23 protein-coding genes and 1 riboswitch are annotated in these 25,105 nt (G+C 60.0%); of the genes, 18 read left to right on the top strand and 5 right to left on the bottom strand.

Going from position 1 to position 25,105, the window contains the following annotated elements; all coding sequences use genetic code 11:
* Window positions 1-16 precede the first annotated feature (16 nt).
* Both HCK86_RS03300 and HCK86_RS03295 read left to right on the top strand, forming a co-directional pair.
* Entirely contained in the window at window positions 17-292 is a 276-nt protein-coding gene (locus HCK86_RS03300; RefSeq protein ID WP_141146948.1) for an HU family DNA-binding protein, read from the top strand.
* 148 nt (window positions 293-440) lie between these two features.
* Window positions 441-588, top strand: a riboswitch (FMN riboswitch).
* 95 nt (window positions 589-683) lie between these two features.
* Entirely contained in the window at window positions 684-1,571 is an 888-nt protein-coding gene (locus HCK86_RS03295) for a DMT family transporter (protein WP_176083066.1), read from the top strand.
* A gap of 295 nt (window positions 1,572-1,866) precedes the next feature.
* Here the strand turns inward: HCK86_RS03295 and HCK86_RS03290 are convergent, their stop codons facing one another.
* Complete coding sequence (locus HCK86_RS03290) at window positions 1,867-2,853, bottom strand: aldo/keto reductase (protein ID WP_176083065.1); 987 nt, start codon at window positions 2,851-2,853, stop codon at window positions 1,867-1,869.
* 140 nt (window positions 2,854-2,993) lie between these two features.
* Here HCK86_RS03290 and HCK86_RS03285 point away from each other — a divergent pair, with 140 nt between their 5' ends.
* Window positions 2,994-4,244 carry a DNA repair exonuclease gene (locus tag HCK86_RS03285; RefSeq protein ID WP_176083064.1) on the top strand — a complete coding sequence of 417 codons (1,251 nt, stop codon included), beginning with the start codon at window positions 2,994-2,996 and terminating at the stop codon, window positions 4,242-4,244.
* Window positions 4,244-7,684 (top strand): YhaN family protein, encoded by a 3,441-nt coding sequence (locus HCK86_RS03280; RefSeq protein ID WP_176083063.1) that lies wholly within the window; start codon window positions 4,244-4,246, stop codon window positions 7,682-7,684. The genes HCK86_RS03285 and HCK86_RS03280 overlap by 1 nt, the downstream gene beginning before the upstream one ends.
* A gap of 38 nt (window positions 7,685-7,722) precedes the next feature.
* Here the strand turns inward: HCK86_RS03280 and HCK86_RS03275 are convergent, their stop codons facing one another.
* The 4 genes from HCK86_RS03275 to HCK86_RS03260 all read right to left on the bottom strand — a co-directional run bounded on the left by HCK86_RS03275 (window position 7,723) and on the right by HCK86_RS03260 (window position 10,608).
* The gene (locus tag HCK86_RS03275; RefSeq protein WP_176083062.1) at window positions 7,723-8,148 is read right to left on the bottom strand and encodes an HIT family protein; all 426 of its coding nucleotides are present in this window, start codon (window positions 8,146-8,148) and stop codon (window positions 7,723-7,725) included.
* Window positions 8,149-8,168: 20 nt separating this feature from the next.
* A complete protein-coding gene (locus HCK86_RS03270) occupies window positions 8,169-9,347 on the bottom strand; it encodes a GNAT family N-acetyltransferase (protein ID WP_176083061.1) in 1,179 nt (392 codons plus the stop codon).
* 77 nt (window positions 9,348-9,424) lie between these two features.
* The gene (locus HCK86_RS03265) at window positions 9,425-10,138 is read right to left on the bottom strand and encodes a glycerophosphodiester phosphodiesterase family protein (protein WP_176083060.1); all 714 of its coding nucleotides are present in this window, start codon (window positions 10,136-10,138) and stop codon (window positions 9,425-9,427) included.
* Complete coding sequence (locus HCK86_RS03260; protein WP_176083059.1) at window positions 10,135-10,608, bottom strand: RidA family protein; 474 nt, start codon at window positions 10,606-10,608, stop codon at window positions 10,135-10,137. Before HCK86_RS03260 ends, HCK86_RS03265 begins: the two co-directional genes overlap by 4 nt.
* Before the next feature lie 96 nt (window positions 10,609-10,704).
* Between HCK86_RS03260 and HCK86_RS03255 the strand changes: the two genes are divergently transcribed.
* The 14 genes from HCK86_RS03255 to lpxB all read left to right on the top strand — a co-directional run bounded on the left by HCK86_RS03255 (window position 10,705) and on the right by lpxB (window position 25,102).
* On the top strand, window positions 10,705-11,529 hold the full coding sequence (locus HCK86_RS03255; protein ID WP_176083058.1) for a DUF1849 family protein: 825 nt from the start codon (window positions 10,705-10,707) through the stop codon (window positions 11,527-11,529).
* A gap of 215 nt (window positions 11,530-11,744) precedes the next feature.
* On the top strand, window positions 11,745-12,530 hold the full coding sequence (gene rpsB, locus HCK86_RS03250; protein ID WP_176083057.1) for a 30S ribosomal protein S2: 786 nt from the start codon (window positions 11,745-11,747) through the stop codon (window positions 12,528-12,530).
* A 278-nt stretch (window positions 12,531-12,808) separates the two neighbouring features.
* Window positions 12,809-13,735: a translation elongation factor Ts gene (gene tsf, locus HCK86_RS03245; RefSeq protein WP_176083056.1), complete on the top strand. Its 927-nt coding sequence runs from the start codon at window positions 12,809-12,811 to the stop codon at window positions 13,733-13,735.
* A gap of 92 nt (window positions 13,736-13,827) precedes the next feature.
* Complete coding sequence (gene pyrH, locus HCK86_RS03240) at window positions 13,828-14,547, top strand: UMP kinase (protein ID WP_281409580.1); 720 nt, start codon at window positions 13,828-13,830, stop codon at window positions 14,545-14,547.
* Between the two features lie 68 nt (window positions 14,548-14,615).
* Window positions 14,616-15,176 carry a ribosome recycling factor gene (gene frr / locus HCK86_RS03235; RefSeq protein WP_176083054.1) on the top strand — a complete coding sequence of 187 codons (561 nt, stop codon included), beginning with the start codon at window positions 14,616-14,618 and terminating at the stop codon, window positions 15,174-15,176.
* Window positions 15,177-15,208: 32 nt separating this feature from the next.
* Window positions 15,209-15,952 carry an isoprenyl transferase gene (locus HCK86_RS03230; RefSeq protein ID WP_176083053.1) on the top strand — a complete coding sequence of 248 codons (744 nt, stop codon included), beginning with the start codon at window positions 15,209-15,211 and terminating at the stop codon, window positions 15,950-15,952.
* Window positions 15,952-16,824, top strand: coding sequence for a phosphatidate cytidylyltransferase (locus HCK86_RS03225; protein ID WP_176083052.1), 873 nt, complete (start codon window positions 15,952-15,954; stop codon window positions 16,822-16,824). The genes HCK86_RS03230 and HCK86_RS03225 overlap by 1 nt, the downstream gene beginning before the upstream one ends.
* On the top strand, window positions 16,824-17,951 hold the full coding sequence (gene rseP / locus HCK86_RS03220; protein WP_176083051.1) for an RIP metalloprotease RseP: 1,128 nt from the start codon (window positions 16,824-16,826) through the stop codon (window positions 17,949-17,951). Before HCK86_RS03225 ends, rseP begins: the two co-directional genes overlap by 1 nt.
* Before the next feature lie 374 nt (window positions 17,952-18,325).
* Window positions 18,326-20,662: an outer membrane protein assembly factor BamA gene (gene bamA, locus HCK86_RS03215; RefSeq protein ID WP_176083050.1), complete on the top strand. Its 2,337-nt coding sequence runs from the start codon at window positions 18,326-18,328 to the stop codon at window positions 20,660-20,662.
* A 45-nt stretch (window positions 20,663-20,707) separates the two neighbouring features.
* Window positions 20,708-21,766 (top strand): UDP-3-O-(3-hydroxymyristoyl)glucosamine N-acyltransferase, encoded by a 1,059-nt coding sequence (gene lpxD / locus HCK86_RS03210; RefSeq protein ID WP_176083049.1) that lies wholly within the window; start codon window positions 20,708-20,710, stop codon window positions 21,764-21,766.
* Window position 21,767: 1 nt separating this feature from the next.
* Window positions 21,768-22,235 carry a 3-hydroxyacyl-ACP dehydratase FabZ gene (gene fabZ, locus HCK86_RS03205; protein ID WP_176083048.1) on the top strand — a complete coding sequence of 156 codons (468 nt, stop codon included), beginning with the start codon at window positions 21,768-21,770 and terminating at the stop codon, window positions 22,233-22,235.
* Window positions 22,232-23,056: an acyl-ACP--UDP-N-acetylglucosamine O-acyltransferase gene (gene lpxA, locus HCK86_RS03200; RefSeq protein WP_176083047.1), complete on the top strand. Its 825-nt coding sequence runs from the start codon at window positions 22,232-22,234 to the stop codon at window positions 23,054-23,056. Before fabZ ends, lpxA begins: the two co-directional genes overlap by 4 nt.
* Window positions 23,053-23,916 (top strand): UDP-2,3-diacylglucosamine diphosphatase LpxI, encoded by an 864-nt coding sequence (gene lpxI / locus HCK86_RS03195; protein ID WP_176083046.1) that lies wholly within the window; start codon window positions 23,053-23,055, stop codon window positions 23,914-23,916. Before lpxA ends, lpxI begins: the two co-directional genes overlap by 4 nt.
* A 34-nt stretch (window positions 23,917-23,950) precedes the next feature.
* Window positions 23,951-25,102, top strand: coding sequence for a lipid-A-disaccharide synthase (gene lpxB / locus HCK86_RS03190; protein ID WP_176083045.1), 1,152 nt, complete (start codon window positions 23,951-23,953; stop codon window positions 25,100-25,102).
* Window positions 25,103-25,105: the final 3 nt, after the last annotated feature.

Genomic DNA, 25,105 nt, shown 5'->3' with positions numbered 1-25,105 from the left:
TAGAAAGGGTGGAAACATGAACAAGAGTGAACTCGTAACCTCTGTTGCCGAAAAGACCGGCCTCTCCAAGACCGATGCTGCCTCTGCAGTCGATGCGGTTTTCGACGCTGTTCAAGGCGAATTGAAGAATGGCGGCGAAGTCCGTCTCGCTGGTTTCGGCGCGTTCACTGTCTCCCACAGCGCAGCTCGTAAGGGTCGTAACCCCTCCACCGGCGCTGAAGTCGACATTCCGGCACGCAATGTTCCGAAATTTGCAGCTGGCAAGGGTCTGAAGGACGCCTGCAACAGCTAAAATGTTTCCGGCAGAATTGCCGTAGACTGGCCCGGGGCTTTTTGCCCCGGGCTTTTTTTTGCCGTTCGCGTGAACGCTGCGTCACCTACAATCATCTTGTCGCCCGTGCCCAATTCCCTTATGTGTCAGATATGGTCGGCAAGGCTGGCCATGTTCTCGGGGCGGGGTGAAACTCCCCACCGGCGGTAAGTGTAAATTTACACAAAGCCCGCGAGCGCCCGGCAGTTTTGCCGGGGTCAGCAGATCCGGTGTGATTCCGGAGCCGACGGTTAAAGTCCGGATGTGAGAGAACAGCAGGCAATGGCCGGGTGGCTCCTTTCTTGAAAGGAGGCGCCGTGGCATTCCTGACGTTTGTCCCGGTTCCATTTGCTGAGAAAAGGATCGTGGGGACATGAATTCCGTTTTATATCGCTCTCCTGCGCTTGTAGGCGCCTTCTGGATGGTTCTGGCAGGCGTCACCTATGCTGCGGGCAATATCCTTGTGCAGCGCCTGACCATGAGCATGGGCTTTGCCTCATCGTCGGTCGCCTTCTGGCAGTATGGCATCGCCTTCCTGTTTTCGCTGCCCTATCTGTTTCGCATCGGCCTTGGCGTCATGCGCACCAGCCATCCCGGCCGCCATATCCTGCGGGTAGTGCTGTCGGCGCTTGGGGTTCAGGCCTGGACATTCGGGCTTGCCACAGTGCCGATCAGTCAGGCCATCGCGCTTGTCATGACCTCGCCTTTCTTCATCATCCTCGGCGCGCGCATATTCCTCGGCGAAAAGGTCGGGCCGTCGCGCTGGGTGGCGACAGCCGTCGGCTTTGTCGGCGCGGCGCTGATCCTGGAGCCCTGGTCGGGTGCCTTCTCCTGGGCGGCGCTGCTGCCGATCCTGTCTGCGCTTCTGTGGGGCGGGGCCTCGCTGATTACCAAACAGCTGACGGCGGATGAACGGCCTGAATCGATCACGGTCTGGCTGTTGATGCTGCTGACGCCGATCAATCTGGTTGTTGCGCTGGGCGGCGGATTTGCGGTGCCAACGGGCAGCATGATCTGGATTGTCGTGGCGCTCGGCGTCGTCACCTTCATGGCGCAGTATTTTCTCACCCTGGCCTATGCCAGCGCCGATGCTGCCTATGTCCAGCCTTTCGACGATCTCAAGCTGCCGCTTAACGTGCTCGGCGGCTGGCTGGTGTTCGGGTTTGCGCCCAATCTTCTGTTCTGGTTCGGCGCCGTGCTGATCCTCTGCGCGTCGCTGTCGATCATGTTGATCGAGCGGCGGCGTGAGGCTGCCGCCTGAGTGGAAAGCACAGAGCAGGATAGGAAAGGCCGGGCGATCACCCGGCCTCAGACTGCTGAGAAAGTCGTTCAGATTGCCTGTTCGGGGTGGAATGGCCGCCCCCCTCCGTCGTCATCCCCGTGCTTGTCACGGGGATCCATACTCTTAAGGATTTGAATAAGCAGAGTCTTTCGCCGCGCGGACGCGCGTCGGCTGGATGCCTGTGACAAGCACAGGCATGACGTTAGGGAAGAGGCTAGGGTTTGTCAGCAATCTGAGGCCGGGTGATCACCCGGCCTTTTACTGTCGATGACGCCTACCAGCGCTGATGCACATGGGGGGCGATGCGGTTGCGATAGATCTCCGCCATCGCCTCCATGACTTCTGCGCCAATCACCGGCAGATCGGAGGCAGCGGCATTCGCCTTGGCCTGTTGCGCATTGCGCGCGCCAGGGATGGCGACCGTGACGGCGTCGTTCATGACGATCCAGCGCAGTGCGAAGGCTGCCATGGTTTCGCCGGCCGGCACATGTTTGCGGACTTCCTCGACCGCTTCGAGCGCGATATCGAAGGGAACGCCGGCAAAGGTTTCGCCGACATCGAAGGCGTCGCCTGCACGGTTGAAATTACGGTGATCATCGGCGGCGAAGGCGGTATCGCGGGTGATCTTGCCGGACAGCAGGCCACTTGCCAGGGGCACGCGGGCGATGACGGCGATATTCTTGCGCTTTGCTTCCGGCAGGAACAGCGATGCCGGGCGCTGGCGGAAGATGTTGTAGATGATCTGCACGCTTTCCACGCCCGGAAATTCGATTGCCTTCAGTGCCTCTTCGACCTTTTCGACGCTGACGCCATAATGGGCGATCTTGCCCTTGGCCTTGATCCGGTCGAGTGCGGCGAAGGTTTCCGGCTGGTAGAGGGCCTCGGTCGGCGGGCAATGAAGCTGCACGAGGTCCAGACATTCGAGCCGCAGATTCTTCAGGCTGCGGTCGATGAAGGCTTCGAGATTTTCGAAATTATAGCCTTCTGCCACATGCGGGTCGAGCCGTCGGCCGGCCTTGGTGGCGACGAAGGGACGGGCACCGCCGCGTTCCGCCAGCACATCGGCGATGATCTTTTCCGAACGGCCATCGCCATAGACATCGGCGGTGTCGATGAAATTGATCCCCGAATCAAGCGCTGCATTCAGCGCCTTGCGGCCGTCTTCCTCACTGACGGATCCCCAGGAGCCGCCAATCTGCCAGGCACCGAAGCCGATATTGGAAACCGGGCGGCCGATGCGGCCGAAACTGTGATAGTGCATCCTCTCCTCCATGATGGGACCGGGGCCAGAACGGCCGCCTTTTGTCAAAAAACGCGTGGAACCCGCGCTTTTGGCTTGAAGTTGTCTCGGGTGATCTTTTACCCCTCCATAGGCGAAGATAAAAGCGAGGGACGTAAAACTTGGCGCGATTTCGTTTCATTCATGCCGCAGACCTGCATCTGGGAAGTCCTTTGTCGGGGCTGGCGATGAAGGATGAGGCGCTGGCCCGCCGCTTTGCCGAGGCCTCGCGCGATGCATTCTCCGGACTGATTGATGCAGCGCTTGCCGAAGGTGTCGATTTTCTGCTGATCGCCGGCGACATCTATGATGGCGCCTGGAAAGACAACCGTATCGGCCTGTTCTTCAATCGCGAGATTGCCCGGCTCGATCGTGCCGATATCCCGGTCTTCATCCTGCGCGGAAACCATGACGCTGAAAGCGTGGTAACGAAGACGATCACCATGCCCGCCAATGTCCGCGAATTTTCCGTCAAGGCGCCGGAAACGATGCGGATCGATACTCTGAAGGTCGCGATCCACGGTCAGGGGTTTGCCACGCGTTCGGTCAACGACAACCTCGCTGCCAGCTATCCGCCGGCCATGCCCGGCTGGTTCAATATCGGCATGCTGCACACGTCCCTGTCCGGCCGTCCGCCGCATGCCCCTTATGCGCCCTGCACGGTGGATGACCTTCTGGCGCGCGGCTATGACTACTGGGCGCTTGGCCATGTCCATGCCTATGAGCAGGTGGCGGATATGCCGCCGGTGATCTATCCGGGCAACATACAGGGGCGCAGCATCCGCGAAACGGGTGAGAAGGGTGTCGTTCTGGTGTCGGTTGAGGATGGGGAGATCCGCCATCAGCGGCTGATCGTCGACCGGGCACGGTTTGAGCGGCTGGACATCGCCGTAACGCCGGAGATGGCTGAGGATGCGATCCTGTCCGCCATTGAGATCAGAGCCGCCGAATTATCCGAGATCGCCTCCGAGCGACCGATCGCGCTCAGGCTGGTCCTGAGCGGCACGCATCCGCGGGCAGGGCGGATGCTGGCCGAGCGGCAGCTCTGGCATGATGAGGCGGAGGCCGCCCTTCAGCGTGGCCATGGCGATCTGTGGCTGGAGAAACTGGAATTCGATCTTGCCGCTCCGCAAGCCATGCGTCCGGTCATCGCCGATGCCGAGGCGGCTTTGGATTTCCGGGCGCTGATCGATGCCGTTGCCGCCGCACCGGACTTTGCAGCCCATGTGGCTGTGCTGGCCGATGAAATAAGGGCCCGGCTTCCCGCTTCCGTCGCCGATGCGCAGACATTTCCCGGCGTCGACGCAGAAAGCCTTGTCGCCGAGGCTGAGAGCCTGCTTCTGGCCCGGCTCGACATGGCAGAGGAAAGCTGATGCGGTTCCTCTCGCTCGATCTCCTGCGCTATGGCGCTTTTACCGAACGCAGCATTGCCTTCAGGCCGGATGCGGCGCTTCACATTGTCTACGGGCCCAACGAGGCCGGGAAGTCTTCGACGCTGTCGGCGCTTTCGGATCTGCTGTTCGGCTTCCCCGAGCGGGATGTGCGTTACGATTTCCTGCATGATGCCCGCGAACTGAGGCTTGGAGCGTCGCTTGAGGCACGCCACGGCGACAGTCTGGCTTTTCGCCGCCGCAAGGGGCGCAAGAACACGCTGCTGATGGCCGATGACAAGGAAACACCGCTTCATGACGACGCGCTGTCGCCCTATCTCGGCAATCTGACCCGTGATGTCTTCGAGCGCGCCTTCGGGCTCGATTCGCAGCGTCTGCGGGCTGGTGGTGATGCCATGCTGGCCGATGGCGGCGAGATCGGCAGCCTGCTGTTTTCGGCGGCATCCGGCCTGAAGGGGTTGCGCAGTGTCGGCCGCGGGCTCAGTGATGCGGCAGCGCAGATCTTCGAGCCGAGCGGCCGGTCCCGACGGATCAACCAGATCCGCAAGGTCTTTGACGAGGCGGGAAAGCGTGAGCGCGATCTCGGTCTGAAGGCATCGGACTGGGAAAAGCTCAATCGCGAGGTCCGGGACAATGCCGAGGCGCTTGACGGGCTGGACGACGCGCAAAAGCAGGCCGAAAAGGCGTTGCAGGCGCTGCGGCAGATGGCAGGGCTGCGCGCCGTTGTCGAAGAGATCGACCGGCTTGAGAGCGCACTCGCCGGCTTTAGCGATCTCGCGCCGATTTCGCCGGAAATGGCGCGGCGCATTGGCGTGCTTGCCAGCGAGATCGACGACAATGCCACAGCACTTGCGGAGCGCCGCCAGGACGCCGGAACCCTGCATGAGGCGCTGCAGGCGGTTGCGGTCGATGAGACCCTGCTGGCCCACGGTGCTGAAATCGATGCGCTGACGCTCGATGAGGCCGTTTATCGTCAGGCCGTCGAGGATCTTGGCGAGATTGACGGGCTTTTGCTGCGCTCGGAAGCGCTGCTTGCCGAGAGCGCGCGGCGGATCGGCGAGGCGGACGCATCGGCTTTGCCGCACCGCCTGGCCGATGACATGGCGCTGGCACGGCTGGCGCAGGCATTGCGTGACGGCAAGGAGCTTGCCGGTAACCGCAAGCGCCATGGCGAGGAGTTGCAGCGGGCGCAGGACCGTCTGCAGCTGCTTGAAGCGGACGCTCCCGGTGAACGGGTTATCGATCCGGCGCCGCTGCGGCAGCGTTTTGACAGCCTGAGCGAGGATTTGCGGCAGGCCCTCGAAGCCGACCAGCTCGCCCGGACGCTGGCCAGGGCGGAGCGCGAGCTGGCCGATGAAGCTGCAGCCCTGCGGCCGCCGCTTGGCGCGGTCATGACGGTTTCGCCCGCCGATCTGCCGGATATGGATGCGCTGGCAGAGGCCGAGCGGCAGCATCGCGATGCAGCCCAGGCCTTGCGTGAGGCCGAAGCCGGATTGCTGAGGCTGCGCAGCGAAAGGGCGGCGCTCGAAAGCCAGCTGGCGGAGATTACCGGCAAGGACATGGTCCCGAGCCGCGAAATGCTGACCGAAGCACGCCGTGAGCGCGACAGGATCTGGCGGGAGGCCACTGCACAACCCGACGATCAGAGCCTCAGGCTTGGCTTTGTCGATCTCGTTTCCAGAACCGACAGACTGGCCGATCAGCTTCTTGATGAAGCCGACCGTGTAGCCATTCGAGAAGAAAAAGTACGTAATATCAGAAGACTGGATGCTAATATTGAGAAATCAATGGAAGACGTCCAGCGGTGTGAGACAAGATTTAGCGCCGTCAAATCGGCCATAGCCGCCTTGTTTGCGGCACTTGGTTCGGCGCCTGAACCGGGCGACATGCTGGTCTGGCGGCAGGACGCCGGTCACCTGTTGAAGCGACGGGCCCAGTTACGTGACGAGCGCGACAGGCTTTCCGGTCTTGAGCGCGCGGCGGCTGGGCTGCATGCGGCGCTGGAGGCGCTTGCCGGCTCCATGCTGCTTTCCGGCGGCGACAGCCTGCCGCTTGGGCCGCTGGCGCGGCTGGTGGCGGACCGGATCAGGGAGATTGGCGACACTTTCGAGCGTCAGCGTGGCCGCGAAAGTGATCTGAAGGCGCTGCGCGGCGAGATTGACCGTCACATGGCGGCAGGCGCAAGGCTCGCCGCGGTTGAGGCGGACTGGCGTGACGGCTTTGCCGCAGCACTTGCCGCCTGTCACCTGAGCGCCGATACCGTGATCGAGGGCGGCGAGGCGGCGCTGGAGGTGCTGAAACAGCTGCCGGCGCAGCTCGACGATCACCAGCGCCAGACCGCCCGCAAGGCGCGCAGCCTCGGGATAACCGAAAGCTTTGAGGCCCGCGCCCGTGCTCTTGGCGAAGCCGCAGACAGGACGCTTCTGGCTGGCCATCCGCTCACCATCGCGGCCACGCTGAAGAAACGGCTCGGTGAGAACCGTGCAGCCGAGGAGCGGCTTAGATCCGGCCGTGAGCAGGCGCGGTCGGTGGCGGCGAAGCTTGAAGCGCTTGAGACGCATGAGGCGGTGCTGCGCGCGGAATTTGCCACACTCATTGCCGCGCTGGAGGCGGGGGTCGTCGCGAACGATCTTGTTGCACGGCTGTTGCAGCGGGCGGATCTTGCCGACAAGCTTTCGGCAGAGAGGCGCCATTTTGCCGCGATTGCCGGTGATGCGGACGAGCCCGCGATCCGGGCCGCGATCGGCGAAAAGGATGCCGATGCGATGGCGCGTGAGATTGCCGGTCGCGAGGCTGATCTTGGCGATCTGCGACGCCGCTGGGACGGGCTGATTGAGGAACGCTCGCTGCTGCGTCAGCGCCGTGACGCGCTGGAGGAGGGCGAGAGCGCGGAAATGGCCGCCTTCACCCGGATGTCCGCCGAAGCAGAGGCACTGGAAGCGGCCCGCGAATGGCTGGTGACCAGGCTTGCCGCCGATCTTCTCGACCAGGCCTCTGAGCGGTACCGGCAGAGCCGCGCCGATCCCGTTATCACTGCCGCCGGGCGGCATTTCGCGACACTGACCTGCAATGGCTTTTCAGGCCTTGGACAGAGCTTTGATGATCAGGATAATACCATCGTGACGGCAAAGCGCATCGACGGTTCCGAGGTTGGCATTGCGGGGCTCAGCGATGGCACGCGCGATCAGCTTTATCTGGCGCTGCGGCTGGCCTTTGTCGAGGATTATGCCCGGCGCAACGAGCCGTCACCGCTGATCGTCGACGATATTTTCCAGACCTTTGACGATCAGCGCAGCCTTGCCGGATTGCGGACGCTTGCCGGGCTTGGCGGTGTGCAGACGATCCTCTTCACCCATGAACGCGCGCTGGCCGACATGGCGGGCGAGGCGCTGGGCGATGCTGTTGACATGATCATGCTGTGAGCGGGGCCGGCCCGGCCCCGTCTCGCCGGGCGCCGCGTTCAAAGCGCGGCGCGGATCTTTTCGGCATTGGCTGCCAGCACGGCACTGTCTTCCATCTTGTCGTGATGGCGCTTCAGTTCGATGCCCTCGTGCCGCGGAATGACATGGAAATGCAGGTGAAACACCGTCTGTCCTGCGGCGGGCTCGTTGAACTGGCAGACGAATACGCCGTCCGCTGCAAAGGCCTTCTTCACCGCCACCGCGATCTTCTGAACGGTCGGGATGATGGCCGACAACACCGCCGGATCGGCATCGAGAATGTTGCGGGACGGTGCGCGCGGGATCACCAGAACATGGCCGGGCGCCTGCGGCATCACATCCATGACCGCGATGGCATGCTCGTCTTCATAGACGCGGACGGAAGGGATATCGCCTTTCAAGATCAGGGCAAAGATATTGCTGTCATCATAGGCTTGTGTCGTCATGATTTCCTCCAGAGCTGCGGTTAGTCCGCATCGGTTTTTCTGAATGGCGTATGTTCGGAAAGATAGGCCTTGGTGTCCGCCACGCCTTCACGTTCATGTTCGAGATAATCGGCGATGGCACGGCGCAGCCCGGCATGGGCGATGTAATGCGCGGAATGGGTGGTGACGGGCAGATAGCCGCGGGCCAGCTTGTGCTCGCCCTGGGCGCCGGCTTCGACCCGCTTGAGACCGCGCGCAATGGCGAAATCGATCGCCTGATGATAGCAGACCTCGAAATGCAGAAAGGGGTGGTCCTCGATACAGCCCCAGTGACGCCCGAACAGCGCCTCCGAGCCAATGAAATTGATGGCGCCGGCGATATAGCGGCCATCCCGCTTTGCCATCACCAGCAGAATATCGTCGGCCATGCGCTCGCCGATCAGCGAATAGAAAGCGCGGGTAAGATAGGGCCGTCCCCATTTGCGGCTGCCGGTATCCATATAGAAGGCAAAGAACTGGTCCCAGATGTCTTCGGTCAGGTCAGAACCGGTCAGCCAGTCGATGGTAATGCCGTTCTCAAGAGCGGCGCGGCGTTCCTTGCGCAGCGTCTTGCGCTTGCGCGAGGCCAGCGTTTCCAGAAAATCCGCGTGGCTGGCATAGCCCTCGTTGAAAAAATGGAACTGCTGATCGGTGCGGTGAAGAAAATCGGCCTCTTCGTAAATGCCGATCTCGTCTTCCGGCACAAAGGTGACATGGGCCGAAGAGACGCCGAGCCGCTGGGTCACCTCTTTCAGCGCGTCGGCCAGGAGAGCCTGACCCGCGCTCAGATTGAGGCCGTCGGCGATCAGGAGATGAGGCGCGGTTGCGGGCGTGAACGGCAGGGAGGCCTGCAGTTTCGGATAATAGCGTCCGCCCGCGCGCTCAAAGGCATCGGCCCAGCCATGGTCGAAGACATATTCGCCCTGACTGTGATTCTTCAGATAGCAGGGCAGTGCGCCAACCAGCGTCCCGCCCTCGGTTTCCAGGAGCAGGTGATGCCCGAGCCAGCCGGTATCGGCGGTCGCCGAGCCTGATTCTTCAAGGGCGGACAGAAACGCGTGCGACAGAAAGGGATTGTAAGGCGCCGCACCGCCGCGTGTGACATGCGGCAGCGCCGCCCACTGTTCCGGTGCGATGTCGGCAAACGCGTTTTCGATACGGATTTGCAGGTTTTCGCTCAAGATCGACTCATGACTGGGGCGGATCCGGGGCGATGCGCTGAGCACAAGCCGGCCCGGAGCCGCAGGATGAAGGGGCGTCAGACGCGCGGATCAAAGCCTTCAAAGGTCATCTGATCGGCGTTGGCAAAGGTGATGTCTCGTGCGCGCTCGTCCCGTACGGTCCAGGTGATGATCGTCTTGCCATCCGACCTGAGGCCGGCGATGAACGCATTGGGGAGATGATCATAATAATAAGAGATAAAATCAAGGCCGATCGACATGGCCTTGCGATGCGCGTCGAAAGCTTCTTCGGTATCACCCATCGCGGTCAGACCCAGCGGTTTGGGGGCGCCTGCGCTTTTGAGGTCACGCAGGAGCTGGGCGTCGAAGCTCATCAAGGCGACCGGCCCCTTGTAGCCTGCCAGGCAATCAAGCACGGCGGTGGCAAAGAGCGGGTTATGCGTCGGCGCCGTTTTCAGTTCCACCACCAGCGGAACGCGACCGTCGGTCAGCGCCAGCAGATCGGTGAAGCGCGGAATGGTCGCTTGCGTGGTGCCGATGCGGATGGCGGCGAGACGGTCTGCGGTCTCGTTTTCGGGGATGAGATCAAGGCCGCACAGGCGTTTCAGGTCATCGTCATGAAACACCATGGGAATGCCGTCTGCGGAAAGATGCAGGTCGCATTCAATGGCAAAACCGGCATCGATCGCACGACTGAAGGCGGGCAGAGAATTCTCCCACACCGCCTTGTTCATGTCGTGATAGCCGCGATGCGCGATTGGCCGGGCTGTCAGGAACGGAAAATCGCTCACAGAGCGATTTCCATGATGGCGTCGATCTCGACCGCTGCGTTGAGCGGCAGCGAGGCCATGCCAACGGCGGCGCGCGCATGCTTGCCGGCATCACCGAAGACATCGCCGAACAGGTTCGACGCGGCATTGATGACGAGGTGCTGATCGGTGAAATCCGGCGTCGAGGCGACGAAGCCATTCAGCTTGACGACCCGGACGATGCGGGAAAGATCGCCGCCGAGTGCAGCATTGGCCTGAGCGATGAGATTGATGGCGCAGGCCCGCGCGGCCTTCTGGCCGTCCTCGAGCGATACGCCGTCACCGAGCCGGCCTGAGGCGACCATGGCGCCGTTTTCCGTCGGCAATTGCCCGGAAATGATGAGCTGATTGCCTGAGATGACAAAGGGAACATAGTTCGCTGCGGGTGCCGCCGGCGAAGGCAGCGTGATGGAAAGGGCTTTCAGACGGTCGTCAATGGAACTTGCAGTCATGGCACACCTGATGGACTTGTATGAAAATTGAAAGAGAATTGGCAGAGCCTAGGCTTTTCTATACGATCATGTTTCAAAGCCAAGGGGAGTTTGCCAATGCGGGTCGTTGCCGCCGTAAAAACCATAACCCTTTCTGTTGGCCTGGGTGTGACAGCCCTGCCGGCAGCCGGCATGGCTGCAGCGCTTGCACCCCACCGCGCAATCTACGATCTTTCGCTGGAATGGGCTTCCAAACAGTCGGGCATTGAAGGCATTGACGGTCGTTTCGTCTATGAATTCACCGGCGGCCTCTGTTCCGGCTACATCACCAATATGCGCATGGTGACCGATATACTGAAGGAATTCGAGACGGTGAATTCCGACCAGAGCTCCTCCAGCTTCGAGGATCTGGGCGCCGGTACATTTTCATTTTCGTCCAAGGTCTTTTCCAACGCCGATCTGCAGTCGGAGCGCAAGGGGGAGGCCGTCCGCCAGAGCGACAAGGCGATTGACGTGACCGTTGAAGACGGTGACGGCGCCAAGCTTCCGGAGGCGGAATTCCCGACCGAATATATGGAAGGCATCATCAGGGCGGCGGCGAACGGAAAAACGGTCTATCAAGCCAGGACCTTTGATGGCTCCGGCAACGAGATCATGCTTGCGGTGACGATGATCGGTCATGCGGTGGATGTGCCGAAGGCTGCAGATCTCAAGGCCGTGAGCGGGCCGCGTGAGCGCGCCTGGCCGGTCACCACCGCCTATTATCCGACCGGCGATGCGACGAGCGACGAGATGCCGAGCTACACCATGTCGATGCTGCTTGGCGAAGACGGAATCAGTCACGATCTGCTGATGGATTTCGGTGATTTCCGCATTTCGGCGGAAATGAAGGCGCTTGACCTGTTGCAGCCTGTTGCCTGCACCGCCAAGAAAGACGGCTGATCAAAACGCCCCGAAAGGCGCATTTTCCGCAGCCTTGGCGCGAAAAGACGCGCTTTCGCCTTGCATTTGGCGGTGAAAGCAGGTATCGGCCAGCCATTCCACACGCAGGCTTTGGGATCTTCCGGGAGAAATCCGGCTGGTTCCGCCGGTGATGTCCGCCCCTTGGGCGTTCATTCATGGGCCTGCGGAGGTTAAACCGGAAAAGGAGAAAAGGCATGGCATTGCCTGATTTTACCATGCGTCAGCTGCTTGAGGCTGGTGTGCATTTTGGTCACCAGACCCACCGCTGGAACCCGAAGATGAAGCCCTTCATCTTTGGCGAACGCAACAACATTCACATCATGGACCTGGCCCAGACCGTTCCGATGCTGAGCCGTGCGCTGCAGGTTGTCTCTGACACCGTTGCCCGCAATGGCCGCGTTCTGATGGTCGGCACCAAGCGCCAGGCTTCGGAAATCATCGCCGACAGCGCTCAGCGTTCGGCCCAGTATTACGTCAACTCCCGCTGGCTCGGCGGCATGCTGACCAACTGGCGCACGATTTCGAACTCGATCCAGCGCCTGCGCAAGCTCGACGAAATCCTGTCCAACGAAGCTCAGGGCTTCACCAAGAAGGAACGCCTCAACCTGGAGCGCGAGCGTGAAAAGCTTGACCGTGCTCTCGGCGGTATCCGCGACATGGGCGGCGTTCCGGACCTGATCTTCATCATCGACACCAACAAGGAAAAGATCGCGATCGAAGAAGCCAAGCGTCTTGGCATTCCGGTCGTGGCCGTTGTTGACTCCAACTGCGATCCGGATGAAGTCGATTACCCGATCCCCGGCAATGACGACGCTTCGCGCGCCATCTCGCTCTACTGCGACCTGATCGCGCGCGCTGCCATCGACGGTATTGCCCGCCAGCAGGGCGCTGCAGGCATCGATCTCGGTGCAGCCGTTGAAGCACCGGCTGAGCCGGCGCTTGACGATGCTGCCGACGATGCCGAAGGCAAGGCCGAGTAAGGCTAAAATGATGTGGCGGCCGGGCTGAGGCGCGGTCGCCGATCCTCCAGTTTCTGGAGGAGGGATGGCCGGGCGCTGCAAGGCGCTGCACCATCGAGATGCAAGGGCCGCAAGCGGCCTTTCATCGGTTTTCGACCATCCGGACGCGCATGGCGCGGATTGCGGGTGGTGACGGCGGTGTTTCATCACCCTGTCACAGTTAAGGGTACATTTCGTTGCCCAAATGCGGCGCTGGCCAGACGGTGCTGCGCCCTGAGCGAATGGACAAGAGGCAAGATATGAGCACGATTACGGCTGCTATGGTGAAAGAGCTGCGCGAAAAGACCGGCGCAGGCATGATGGATTGCAAGAAGGCTCTGGCCGAAACTGACGGCGACATGGAAGCCGCGATCGACTGGCTGCGGGCCAAGGGCATCGCCAAGGCGGACAAGAAGTCCGGCCGTACCGCTGCCGAAGGTCTCGTCGGTATCGCCAGCAATGGCACGGACGCCGTTGTCGTTGAAGTCAACTCCGAAACCGACTTCGTTGCGCGCAATGACGCTTTCCAGGAACTGGTTGCCGGCATCGCCGATGTTGCACTCGGCACCGACGGTACTGCTGAAGGCATTGCTGCTGCGACCTATGCCAAGACCGGCAAGTCGGTTGACGAAAGCATCAAGGATGCGGTTGCCACCATCGGTGAGAACATGCATCTGCGCCGCGCGACCAAGCTGTCGGTTGCCGACGGTGTTGTCGCGACCTATGTTCACAACTCCGTTTCGGATGGTCTGGGCAAGCTCGGCGTTCTCGTCGCGCTCGAATCGACCGGTGACAAGGACGCTCTGGTCGCCATCGGCCGCCAGGTTGCTATGCATGTTGCCGCCACCAACCCGCTGGCCGTGACGCCGGACGATGTTGATCCGGAAATTGCCGCCCGCGAACGCGCCGTGTTCCTGGAACAGGCCAAGGAATCGGGCAAGCCCGCTGAGATCGCCGAAAAGATGGTCGAAGGCCGCATGCGCAAGTTCTTCCAGGAAGTCGCGCTTTTGTCGCAGGCTTTCGTCATCAACCCTGATCTGACGGTCGCTGCTGCCGTCAAGGAAGCGGAAAAGGAAGTCGGCGCACCGATCAAGGTTGCTGCGATTGCCCGCCTCGCGCTTGGCGAAGGCGTCGAGAAGGAAGAAAGCGACTTTGCTGCTGAAGTTGCTGCGACGGCCAAGGGCTGATTTCGCTTTAGATCTGTAAAACCGTAGGGCACCGCGTGACAATGCGGTGCCCTTCGTGTATCCGGGTTTTATTGCATTTCGGGAGTGGATTTTTGGCTAAACCTATTTTTAATCGTGTTCTTCTGAAAGTCTCCGGCGAAGCGCTGATGGGTAATCAGGGGTTCGGGATCGACGTCGCGATCGCTGACCGGATTGCTGCAGATATTGCAGAAGTGCGGGCGATGGGCGTCGAGATCGGCCTGGTTGTCGGTGGCGGCAATATTTTTCGCGGCGTCGCCGTTGCCTCCAAGGGAGGCGATCGCGTGACTGGCGACCACATGGGCATGCTTGCCACTGTGATCAACGCACTGGCTCTGGCGACATCCTTGCGCAAGATCGGTATTGAGACTGCTGTGCTGTCGGCGATTGCCATGCCGGAAATCTGCGAATCCTTTTCCCAGCGTGCGGGTCTTGCGCATCTTGCAGCAGGCCGCGTGGTTATTTTCGCCGGCGGTACCGGCAATCCCTTCTTCACCACCGATTCGGCCGCTGCTCTCAGGGCTGCGGAGATGGGTGCCGAGGCGATCTTCAAGGGTACGCAGGTTGATGGTATCTATTCGGCCGATCCGAAGAAGGATCCTGATGCCGTGCGCTTTGACGAAATCAGTCACGCCGAGGTGCTCGAACGCGGATTGCAGGTCATGGATGTGGCCGCTGTTGCGATTGCGCGGGAAAACAATATACCGATCGTCGTCTTCTCGATTCATGAAAAGGGCGGTTTTGGGCAGATCATGACGGGCAGCGGCTTGAAGACGATCGTTGCCGACGTCTGATATGGAACGCAGGCACGCGCCGGGCGCCGCGAGAAGAGAGCCCCGCGTGCTGGAACGGGAGAAATTACATGAGTGACGCTAACGATCTCAGTGATCTGAATCGCCGTATGGAGGGCGCAGTCAGCGCTTTCATCAGTGATATCAATTCGCTTCGTACCGGCCGCGCTTCGGCCAATATTCTCGATCCGGTGATGGTTGAAGCCTATGGTTCGCGCGTGCCGCTGAATCAGGTCGGCAATATCACCGTACCGGAATCGCGCATGCTGGCGGTCAATATCTGGGACAAGTCGATGGTGAACGCCGTCGACCGAGCGATTCGTGAATCGCATCTCGGCCTGAACCCGATTATGGATGGCCAGACGCTGCGCATTCCGCTGCCTGAGCTCAATGAAGAGCGCCGTCGCTCACTGGTCAAGGTCGCCCACGAATATGCCGAAAAGGCGCGTGTGGCCGTGCGCCATGTCCGCCGCGATGGTATGGATGACCTCAAGAAAGCGGAGAAGAACGGCGACCTCGGTCAGGACGAGAGCCGTGCACTTTCCGACAGGGTTCAGCAGCTCACCGATGCGGCTATTTCACGGGTAGATGAATTGCTTGCTGACAAAGAAAAGGAAATCATGCAGGTTTAGCCTTCCTTTGGTCTGAAGTGTCGAGTGTTCGAATGACAAAGTATCCCAATGATACGGTGCCTGAACACGTAGCCATCATCATGGATGGCAACGGACGGTGGGCCAATGGGCGTGGTCTCAAGCGCATCTTTGGTCATCGCAAGGGTGTCGATGCTGTCAAGGTGGCTGTCGAATCGGCCAGAGATGCGGGTGTCGGTTACCTGTCTCTGTTTGCGTTTTCTTCGGAGAACTGGAAGCGGCCCAAGGATGAGGTTGACAGCCTGATGGGGCTGATCACGATTTTCATCCGGCGCGAGCTTGCCAATTATCATCGTCAGAATATCCGGTTTCGCATGATTGGCGACAAGAACGGCCTGTCGGATGTGGTCGTGGCGGCCCTGAATGACGCTGAAGAGACGACGCGCGACAATACCGGACTGACCGTGATTGTCGCCGTCAATTACGGTGGTCGGGCAGAGATTGCCCGTGCCGTTGCCGATATTGCCCGGGATGTGGCGGCGGGGCGGCTTGATCCAGAAGATGTCGGCGAGGACGCAATCGCGGCCAGGCTCGACACATTTGGCATCCCCGATCCGGACCTTATCATTCGCACAAGCGGTGAGCAGCGCCTCTCCAATTTCATGCTCTGGCAGGCGGCATATTCGGAATTCCTGTTCCTTCCGGGCCACTGGCCGGACTTCTCGAAAGAGACCTTCTTGTCCGCACTGGAAACATATGCCCGTCGTGACCGACGTTTCGGTGGCGTGGTCGAGCGGGCCGCATTGACGGGTATCTGATGCAGCGAGAACTGAAACTTCGCATCCTTTCGGGGATCGTCATGGCCGTTGTCGTGCTGGCGGCCACCTGGTTTGGCGGCCTGTCCTTCAGGCTGCTGTCGGTGCTGATCGGCCTGCTGGCCTATTATGAATGGTCGACAATGGCTGGCGGCAGCAAGGGCCGGTTTCGCTCGGAATTCCTGATCGGCTGGGCCGGGCTGCTGCTGGTCTGTGCACTCGTTCTCGCGGATGTCTATGGTTTTGCATTGCTGGTGTTGCTGGTCGCCGGCGTGGTCGTGGCGACGGGCATTGTCGGGCGGATGCAGCGCATGTTCGCGGCCGGCGGGCTGGTCTATGCCGGTCTCATCGCCATTGCGCTGGCATCGCTGCGCGGCGAGGGGCAGGGCGGGCTGTTTGCGCTGCTCTTTCTGTTTGCTGTGGTCTGGGCCACGGATATCACTGCCTATTTCGTCGGCCGTGCGGTCGGCGGCGCGAAGCTTGCGCCGTCGATTTCACCTGGCAAGACCTGGTCGGGCGCGATTGGCGGCACGATCGGTGGTGTGATTGCAGGGCTTGTCGTGGTGCTGATCGCGCTCGGCTCTGTCGGGCCGGCTTTCGTCGTGCTCAGCCTTGTGCTTTCGATTGTCAGTCAGATTGGCGATCTTGCTGAATCAGCGATGAAGCGTCACTTCGGCGTCAAGGATTCCAGTCATCTCATTCCGGGTCACGGTGGGGTCATGGACCGGGTCGACGGACTCGCCGTCGCCGCATTCCTGCTGTTTGCTGTTGCGGCGATTCTCGTCGGCTTCAGCGGCGCAACATCGCTGCAATCGGCAGGTCATATGCTGTTCGGTGCTGATACTGTGCTCCAGCAACCGATGGGAACTGATTGATGGATCTGATCTTCACCAGTGTAATCGGACGCATTGTGGCGTTTATCGTCGCGGTCTCGTTTCTGGTCTTTTTTCATGAGCTGGGGCACTACCTCGTTGCGCGCTGGTCGGGCATTCGCATTCTTGCCTTTTCGATCGGCTTCGGTCCGGAGATCTTCGGCAGGACTGACAAGCATGGTACGCGCTGGAAGGTGTCGGCGATTCCGCTTGGCGGCTATGTTCGCTTCTATGGGGATGAGGATGCGGCGAGCCAGCCGGATTTCGAATCGCTGGCCGCGCTTTCGCCGGAGGAGCGGGAAACGACGTTCAATGGCGCGCGATTGTGGAAACGTGCTGCCACCGCTGCTGCCGGCCCGATCGCCAATTTCCTTCTGGCAATCGTGATCTTTGCCATACTCTTTTCAGTCTATGGTCGTCAGGTTGCCGATCCGGTTGTCGCGCAGGTGCAGCCGGACAGCCCAGCTGCAACAGCGGGAATCGTCGCTGGCGATGTGATGAAGGCGCTCGACGGGCATCCGGTTTCGACCTTCGACGACGTCAGCCGCTATGTCAGTGTCCGGCCGGAGACGCCGATCACGGTAACGGTCGATCGTGATGGCAAGCTTCTGGACATCAAGCTGGTGCCCGAGCGCGTCGATATCAAGGATCAGTTTGGCAACAGCGTCGAGCTCGGCCGGATCGGCGTGGTTACCAACAGCAAGGCCGGCAATTTCCGGGTTCAGGCCTACGGCCCGCTTGAAGCGATCTGGCAGGGCGTGATCCAGTGCTGGCATATCGTTTCCGGTACCTATGATTACCTGGTCAGCGTCTTTGCCGGGCGGATGGCGGCCGATCAGATCGGTGGGCCTGTCCGGGTCGCGGAGATGGCCGGGCAGATGGCTTCGCTCGGCTTTGCCACCTTCCTGAACTTTGCCGCAGTGCTTTCGGTTTCCGTTGGCCTGTTCAATCTGCTTCCGGTGCCAATGCTCGATGGCGGGCACCTTCTGTTTTATGCGATCGAGGCCGTGCGCGGCCGCCCGCTCTCGGAGCGTTCGCAGGCGATTGCGTTCAGGATAGGGTTGGCGCTGGTTGTCTCACTGATGATTTTTGCCACCTGGAATGACACGATCGGCAGGATGGCGGGCTGAATATATTCAATTCAGAGTTGATATATCATCAATTTACGACTAACGATTGATATTTGGGATTGATGATTCAGTATGCGGTCTGCGTCGGGATGCGACGTCGCTGCGCTTGCTCCGGCGGCAAAGCTATGCAAATGTGCGCTTGCGTTTGTGCGGGGACATGTTACGAACGGGTTAATGATGCGTAAACAGCCACTTGTGTGCTCAGGTTACGGTTCATTTACGATAATTCAAAGAGATAGTGGCGATTTGGTCACTCTTGCGGTGTATTAGGTATTTCTGGCACAAGGCATCTTGCGATCCGGGGCCGGTTCATTGCAAAAATGCTGATGAAGTCTGGGCAGAGATTCCGAGCGAGTACAAAGGTAGATTTTAGCATGGCCGGTTCAAAGTTCTTGAACACAGTTTCTGGTGCGGCACTTTCCATAGCTTTGGCTGTTACAGGTGGCGTTGTCTCCGCTGTCGCCTTGCCGGGAGAAGCGTTGGCCGCCGTGGTCAGCAAGATCGTCGTCAACGGAACGGGCAATGCCGGTACCGATGCGGTGAAGTCGAAGCTCACGATCGTTCCCGGAAAGAGCTTTACCGATGCCGACATCAATCAGTCGATTCGCAATCTCTACAGCTCGGGCTATTTCTCTGACGTGAGCATGTCGGTTTCCGGCTCGACGCTCGTGGTCAATGTTTCCGAGAATCAGATGATCAACCAGGTCGTCTTCAACGGAAACAAGAAGGTCAACGACGAGAAGCTGAAGGGCGTTGTCCAGCTGAAGTCGATGGGTCCCTACAACAAGGCACAGGCAGAGCTTGATGCGCAGCACATCAAGGATGCCTATGCGCAGATCGGCCGTTCCGATGTTGAGGTGACGATCGATACCGCGACGGTTCAGGACAATCGCGTCAACGTAGCCTTCGTGATCAATGAGGGCGGTCGCACCAAGACCAAGAAGATCATCTTCAACGGCAACTCCGCTTTCGCTGACGCGCGCCTTGCCGGCGTGATCGCAACGCGGAAGTCGACGCCGCTGTCCTTCCTGACCCGCGCGGATATCTATAATCCCGACAAGGTGCGTCACGACGAAGATCTGTTGAAGACCTTCTACAACAATCACGGTTATCCTGATTTCATCGTTAAATCGACCGATGTCGATTACGATGAAGACAGCAACAGCTACACGATCACCTTCAATCTCGATGAGGGCGACAAATATTCCTTTGGTGATGTTGCCATTGATAATTCGGTTTCGGGTGTCGATGTTGCCAAGCTGCAGAAGCAGATCAAGACCAAGGCTGGCAAGACCTATGATGCAGACAACATTCAGGAGTCTGCCGAATCGGTGACCGCTTCGGTATCGTCGCAGGGATATCCTTTCGCGCAGGTGACGCCGCGCGGGACGCGTAATTTCACGGACAATACCGTGTCGCTGAAATATTCGATCGATCCCGGTCCGCATGCCTATATCGAGCGTATCGATATCGTCGGTAATACCCGCACGCGTGATTATGTCATCCGTCGCGAGTTCGATCTCGCCGAAGGCGATGCCTATAACATCGAGATGATCAATCGCGCCAAGCGCCGGCTCGAAGCACTGGGCTATTTCAGCAAGGTCGACGTGACGACCCGGCAGGGTAGCACGCCTGACCGCGTGATCGTGACGGTGAACGTGACGGACGAACCGACCGGCTCATTTGCAATCGGTGCAGGTTATGACGCCGAAGGCGATTCGCTGGTGCTCGAACTTTCGATCCAGGAAAAGAACTTCCTTGGTCGTGGCCAGTTCATCCGTGCATCGGTTGGTGCAGGCGCCGACAACTCGCAGATCTATAATTTCAACTTCACCGAGCCTTACTTCCTCGGTTATCATATCGCTGCGGGCTTTGATCTCTATCGCGCCGTGTCGTCTTCGAACGATTATTACGATTATGCCGAGACCGCAGGCGATATCCGCTTTACGGCTCCGCTGACGAATAATCTGTCATCGACGTTCCAGTATAATCTGCAGCACTTCGATTATACCGGTTCGGGTGACTGGGAGAACGACAGCAATCTGTCGCCGATCTATCAGAACCTGATCACCAATGGTCCGTGGACGGTTTCATCGCTCTCGCAGAGCTTCGACTATTCGGATATCGACAATCCGCAGCTGCCGCGCGAAGGCATTCTGGCGTCTCTGACAAACGAATTCGCCGGTATCGGTGGCGACTCGCACTACTACAAGATTTCCGGTAAGGCGCGTGCCTACCAGATGCTTTCTGACGAGGCCGATATCATCGGTTCGTTGACGGTGCGTGGTGGTTACGTCGTTCCGACCGATGGCGATCTGAATGTGTTTGACCAGTTCGTCATCGGCGGCAATGAAATCCGCGGCTTCAAGTCCAACGGTATCGGTCCGCGCACGACTCAGGGCGATGCGCTTGGCGGTACGACCTATGCGACGATTTCTGCAGAGGCGAACTTCCCGGTTCCGTTTATTCCGCAGGATATCAGCCTGCGCGGCGCGGCCTATGTTGATGCAGGTACGCTGTTTGGCAACAAGGTCGACACCCAGGGTTACTCGATCAACGGTGCAACGGCAGCGATGCGTGCTTCGGTTGGTATCGGTCTGATCTGGAACTCGCCCTTCGGTGATCTGCGCTTCGACTATGCTGTGCCGTTCATGAAGCAGAGCTACGACGACGTCGAGAATTTCCGTTTCGGTATTGCAAACACGTTCTGATTTCGTCATCCAGAACCTGGATATTTTGTTCTGGAGCTTTGGCTGATGGAAAACACCAAATTCTTCGGCACGCGTAATGCGGTTCGTCTCGGCGAACTTGCTGAGCGTGTCGGAGCTGAATTGAGCGACCGGTCCGCGAGCGAAAGGCTCGTCGAGTCGGTCGCCCCGATTTATCGGGCTGGCGCATTCGATGTTTGCTATATCCTCTCGCGTGGAAGTCTTTCCGAACTGACAACCTGTCATGCGGGCGGAATTTTCTGTTCGCCGGAGATGCGGGATTCGATCCCTGCGTCGATCCCGGCGCTTGTGGCGAAGAACCCGCAATTTGCATTCGCCCGTGCTGCAGCTCTGCTGTATCCCTTGGCGGTGCGGCCGCAGATTGCGATCGAGGGCAGTGACCGTATCTCGCCCTTTGCCTCTATTGATCCGACGGCGGTGCTGGAAGAAAGCGTCGAAGTTGGTCCGAACGCCGTTATCGGCGCACGGGCGCAGATCGGTCGCGGCTCATCAATCCAGTGCGGCGCGGTTATCGGTGCGGATGTGAAGATCGGCCGCAATACCACCGTCAGCGCCAACGCCTCGGTCTATTATGCCCTGATCGGCAATGACGTGATCCTTCATCCCGGTGTGCGCATCGGCCAGGATGGCTTCGGCTATTCAGGGTCGCCGACGGGCCTGTTCAAGATCGTCCAGACCGGACGCGTCATCATCCAGGACAAGGTCGAGATCGGTGCCAATACGACCATCGATCGCGGTGCCATGGATGACACGGTGATCGGTGAAGGCACCAAGATCGATAATCTCGTTCAGATCGGCCATAATGTCCGGATCGGACGCCATTGCGGCGTCGTCAGTCAGGTCGGTATTGCCGGCAGTACCGAGATCGGCGATGGCGTGATGATTGGCGGCCAGGTTGGCATCAACGGACATATCCGCATTGGCGATGGCGTTCAGATTGCCGCCAAGAGCGGTGTGTTTACCGATGTGGAAGCGGGCCGGCGCATTGGCGGTATTCCGGCGATATCGATCCGGGATCACTTGCGGCATGTAGCGGAGATCATGGCGCGCTCTGCGGGCCGAGAGCGTAAGCGGGGAGAAAAATAGCTTGACAGACGCAGCGACAGAGACGTTGGGAGCCATGGAACTTCTGGAGATCATGAAGTTTCTCCCGCATCGTTATCCCTTTTTGCTGGTCGATCGGATCGTTGAGATCAACAGCGATCACAGTGCGGTCGGCATCAAGAATGTGACGGCGAACGAGCCGCATTTTGTTGGCCATTTCCCCGAAATGCCGATCATGCCGGGCGTGCTTCTGGTTGAGGGCATGGCGCAGACGGCAGGTGCCATCTGTGCGCGCCAGGCTGGCGAGACGGGCAATCTCGTATATTTCATGACCATCGATAACGCCCGCTTCCGTAAGCCGGTCGTGCCCGGTGATCAGGTGCGCTTCCACGTCGAGAAGCAGAAGCAGCGCCGCAATGTCTGGAAATTCCACTGCGAAGCGAAGGTGGATGGTATGCTCGTTGCCGAGGCTGATATCGGCGCGATGATGGTGCATAAGGAAGACGAATGAGTGCGATAGCCAGCTCGGCGCGGATCGACCCCCGGGCATGTGTCGAAGATGGTGCTGTGGTTGGCGAGAACGTCTCGATCGGCCCGTTTGCTTATGTCGGTGCGAAAGTTCGGCTGGGTGATGGCGTGACACTGATGCATCATGCGGTGGTTTCGGGTGCGACGACGATCGGCCCGAATTCCAGCGTCTTCCCGATGGCGGTTATCGGCGGGGATCCGCAGAGCGTGCGTCATGATGGCAGCGAGACGACCCTTGAGGTTGGCGCGAACTGCATCATGCGCGAAGGCGTGACGATGAATACCGGCTCGTCTCATGGCGGCTGCAAGACCGTTGTCGGCGACAACAATCTGTTTCTCGCCAATTCGCATGTCGGACATGACTGCATTCTCGGAAACCAGATCATTCTGTCGAATAATGTCATGGTCGGCGGTCATGTCGAGATTGCGGACCGGGTGATCCTCAGCGGCGGAGCGGCAATTCACCAGTTTGTCCGCATCGGTCGACAGGCCTTTGTCGGCGGCCTCGCCGGTGTGGTGAACGACGTGATCCCTTATGCCATGATTGTCGACAATCCGGCTTTCATGGGTGGGCTGAATGTCGTTGGCATGACCCGTTCCGGCATTGCGCGCGCTGATGTACACGCTGTGCGTCGCGCCTATAAGGCGATTTTTGCCGATGGCCGCATCAATGAGAATGCCAGTGCCATCCGAGCAGACTTTGAAGACTGTGTGCCAGCGCTCGAGTTGATCGACTTTGTCCTCAACCGCGGCGAACGTGGTCTGACGACGCCGGGGTCGCGGCGCAAGGGAAGCGACGATTGACGACGTTGCCAGCAGGCGAAACGGTTGCGATCATCGCCGGAAACGGGCGCTTGCCGCATCTGGTCGCCAAGGCGGCCAGGGATCGCGGATTTTCGCTTCTGATCGTGCAGCTTGCTGGCGAAAACAGCCTGCCCTGGGATGGCTATGATGACCTCATCGAGGTCGATCTCGGCGCCTTTTCAGCCGTTGTTGGCGCGTTGAAGGCGCGTGGTGTGCGCAAGATTGTCCTGTCGGGTGGCGTGCGCCGTCGGCCGGAGCTGCGTTCACTCAGGCCAACGCTGCGGCTGATTTTCTCACTTCCTTCGATCCTGGCAGATCTTCGCGGCGGCGGTGACGATCGCGTGCTCAGAATGGTGATCAGCCTGTTTGAGCGGCACGGATTCGAGGTTGTTGCCGCGCAGGATCTCGCCGATGATCTTCTGGTCACCTCTGGCGTACTCGGCCGGTACGCTCCTGATTCGACGGCGCTTTCGGATATCAAGGTGGCGGCGGATGCGGCGCACGCGCTCGGAGCGCTCGATATCGGGCAGGGCGCTGTCGCCATTGGCGGACGCGTGGTTGCCGTTGAGGGGCCGGAGGGGACGGACGAGATGCTCGCCCGCGTGGCGGGCATGCGCCAGACGCGACGGATTTCACCAACGCGGCCCGGCGTCTTGGTGAAGATGTGCAAGCCGTCGCAGGACATGCGTGCCGATCTGCCTTCAATCGGTGTTGACACGGTCAGGCGCCTTCAGGACGCTGGTCTGAACGGGGTCGCGGTGGAAGCGGGGAAGGCCTTTATTCTCGATCGTGGCGAAACCATTGCCGCAGCTGATCAGGCCGGGCTTTTCATTTACGGGCTTGAACCGGAATCTGACTGACGCCGTACCAATCTCATTCATGAGGTGAGCAGATATGTCCGCGCCGTTGAAAATAGCCGTTATCGCCGGGGAAGCGTCGGGCGACCTTCTGGCGGCCGATGCGATCGCCGAGATGAAACAGCTCAGCGACCGACCAATAGCACTGATGGGGGTTGGTGGCGATCAACTGGCAGCCCAGGGTCTGCAGTCGCTCTATGACTATTCGGAATTGTCGGTCATGGGATTTACGCAGGTGATCGCCAACCTGCCGCGGCTGCTGCGGCGGATTTCCGAGACTGCCAGTGCCGTGATCAAGGCGCGGCCGGACATCTTGTTTATCGTCGACAGCCCCGATTTCACCCACCGCGTTGCCCGGCGCGTGCGCAAGGCGCTGCCCGACCTTCCGATCGTTCAGTATGTCTGTCCCAGTGTCTGGGCCTGGAAGGAATATCGCGCACGCGAAATGACGGCCTATGTCGATCATGTTCTGGCTGTTCTGCCGTTCGAGCCGGAGGCCATGGCGCGGCTCGGCGGGCCGCCGACGACCTTTGTCGGACACCGGCTGACGGCGAATCCGCAGGTTGTCAGGGCGCGCCAGACCATCCGTGGCACCGATGCGGAGGGGCGCAGGACCATTCTGATTTTGCCAGGTTCGCGCAGCGGCGAAATCAAAAGCCTGTCACCGGTGTTTGCAGATGTGGCTTCTATCCTTTCTGAGCGAGGCGGCAACTACCGCTTCATCACGCCGACCGTTCGCCATCGTGAGAGCCAGGTGCGCGCTGCCATCGAAAGCTGGCCGGTAAAGCCGGACATCGTTGTCGGCGAGGAGGCCAAATGGCAGGCATTTGCCGTTGCCGATGCAGCTGTGGCGGCCTCCGGCACTGTGGTGCTGGAGCTGGCGCTCGCCGGTGTTCCAGTCGTTTCCGCCTATAAGGCAGATTTCATCGGCCGGTTCCTGCTCAAGAAAATCGTCATATGGTCGGCCTCGCTGCCGAACATTATCGCAGATCGTCCGCTGGTGCCGGAATATTTCGACGACACAATGCGCGCCGGCGCACTGGCCCGCTGGATGGAATTGCTCGCTGCCGAGACGGCGCAACGACGCGTGATGCTGGATGGCTTTGCCACGGTCTGGAAGACCATGCTGACCGATGTGGCGCCTGGCCGCAGGGCGGCGGAGATCCTGCTTGAATATGTGAAAGCCTGACGC

It is taken from the genome of Martelella sp. HB161492 (assembly GCF_013184775.1).
In the GTDB taxonomy this organism is placed as follows: Bacteria; Pseudomonadota; Alphaproteobacteria; order Rhizobiales; family Rhizobiaceae; genus Martelella.
The sequence above is the reverse complement of the archived record's forward strand: the minus strand, read 5'-3'. Positions and strand labels throughout refer to the sequence as shown.

Bases quoted from the DNA above. Each gene is read 5' to 3' on its own strand.
- bamA (WP_176083050.1), top strand. From the start codon at position 18,326: ATGGCCGGTTCAAAGTTCTTGAACACAGTTTCTGGTGCGGCACTTTCC.
- tsf (WP_176083056.1), top strand. From the start codon at position 12,809: ATGAGCACGATTACGGCTGCTATGGTGAAAGAGCTGCGCGAAAAGACC.
- rpsB (WP_176083057.1), top strand. From the start codon at position 11,745: ATGGCATTGCCTGATTTTACCATGCGTCAGCTGCTTGAGGCTGGTGTG.
- HCK86_RS03295 (WP_176083066.1), top strand. From the start codon at position 684: ATGAATTCCGTTTTATATCGCTCTCCTGCGCTTGTAGGCGCCTTCTGG.
- lpxB (WP_176083045.1), top strand. From the start codon at position 23,951: ATGTCCGCGCCGTTGAAAATAGCCGTTATCGCCGGGGAAGCGTCGGGC.
- HCK86_RS03290 (WP_176083065.1), bottom strand. From the start codon at position 2,853: ATGCACTATCACAGTTTCGGCCGCATCGGCCGCCCGGTTTCCAATATC.
- lpxD (WP_176083049.1), top strand. From the start codon at position 20,708: ATGGAAAACACCAAATTCTTCGGCACGCGTAATGCGGTTCGTCTCGGC.
- HCK86_RS03230 (WP_176083053.1), top strand. From the start codon at position 15,209: ATGACAAAGTATCCCAATGATACGGTGCCTGAACACGTAGCCATCATC.
- frr (WP_176083054.1), top strand. From the start codon at position 14,616: ATGAGTGACGCTAACGATCTCAGTGATCTGAATCGCCGTATGGAGGGC.
- HCK86_RS03300 (WP_141146948.1), top strand. From the start codon at position 17: ATGAACAAGAGTGAACTCGTAACCTCTGTTGCCGAAAAGACCGGCCTC.
- HCK86_RS03260 (WP_176083059.1), bottom strand. From the start codon at position 10,608: ATGACTGCAAGTTCCATTGACGACCGTCTGAAAGCCCTTTCCATCACG.
- HCK86_RS03280 (WP_176083063.1), top strand. From the start codon at position 4,244: ATGCGGTTCCTCTCGCTCGATCTCCTGCGCTATGGCGCTTTTACCGAA.
- rseP (WP_176083051.1), top strand. From the start codon at position 16,824: ATGGATCTGATCTTCACCAGTGTAATCGGACGCATTGTGGCGTTTATC.
- lpxA (WP_176083047.1), top strand. From the start codon at position 22,232: ATGAGTGCGATAGCCAGCTCGGCGCGGATCGACCCCCGGGCATGTGTC.
- HCK86_RS03255 (WP_176083058.1), top strand. From the start codon at position 10,705: ATGCGGGTCGTTGCCGCCGTAAAAACCATAACCCTTTCTGTTGGCCTG.
- HCK86_RS03275 (WP_176083062.1), bottom strand. From the start codon at position 8,148: ATGACGACACAAGCCTATGATGACAGCAATATCTTTGCCCTGATCTTG.
- HCK86_RS03225 (WP_176083052.1), top strand. From the start codon at position 15,952: ATGCAGCGAGAACTGAAACTTCGCATCCTTTCGGGGATCGTCATGGCC.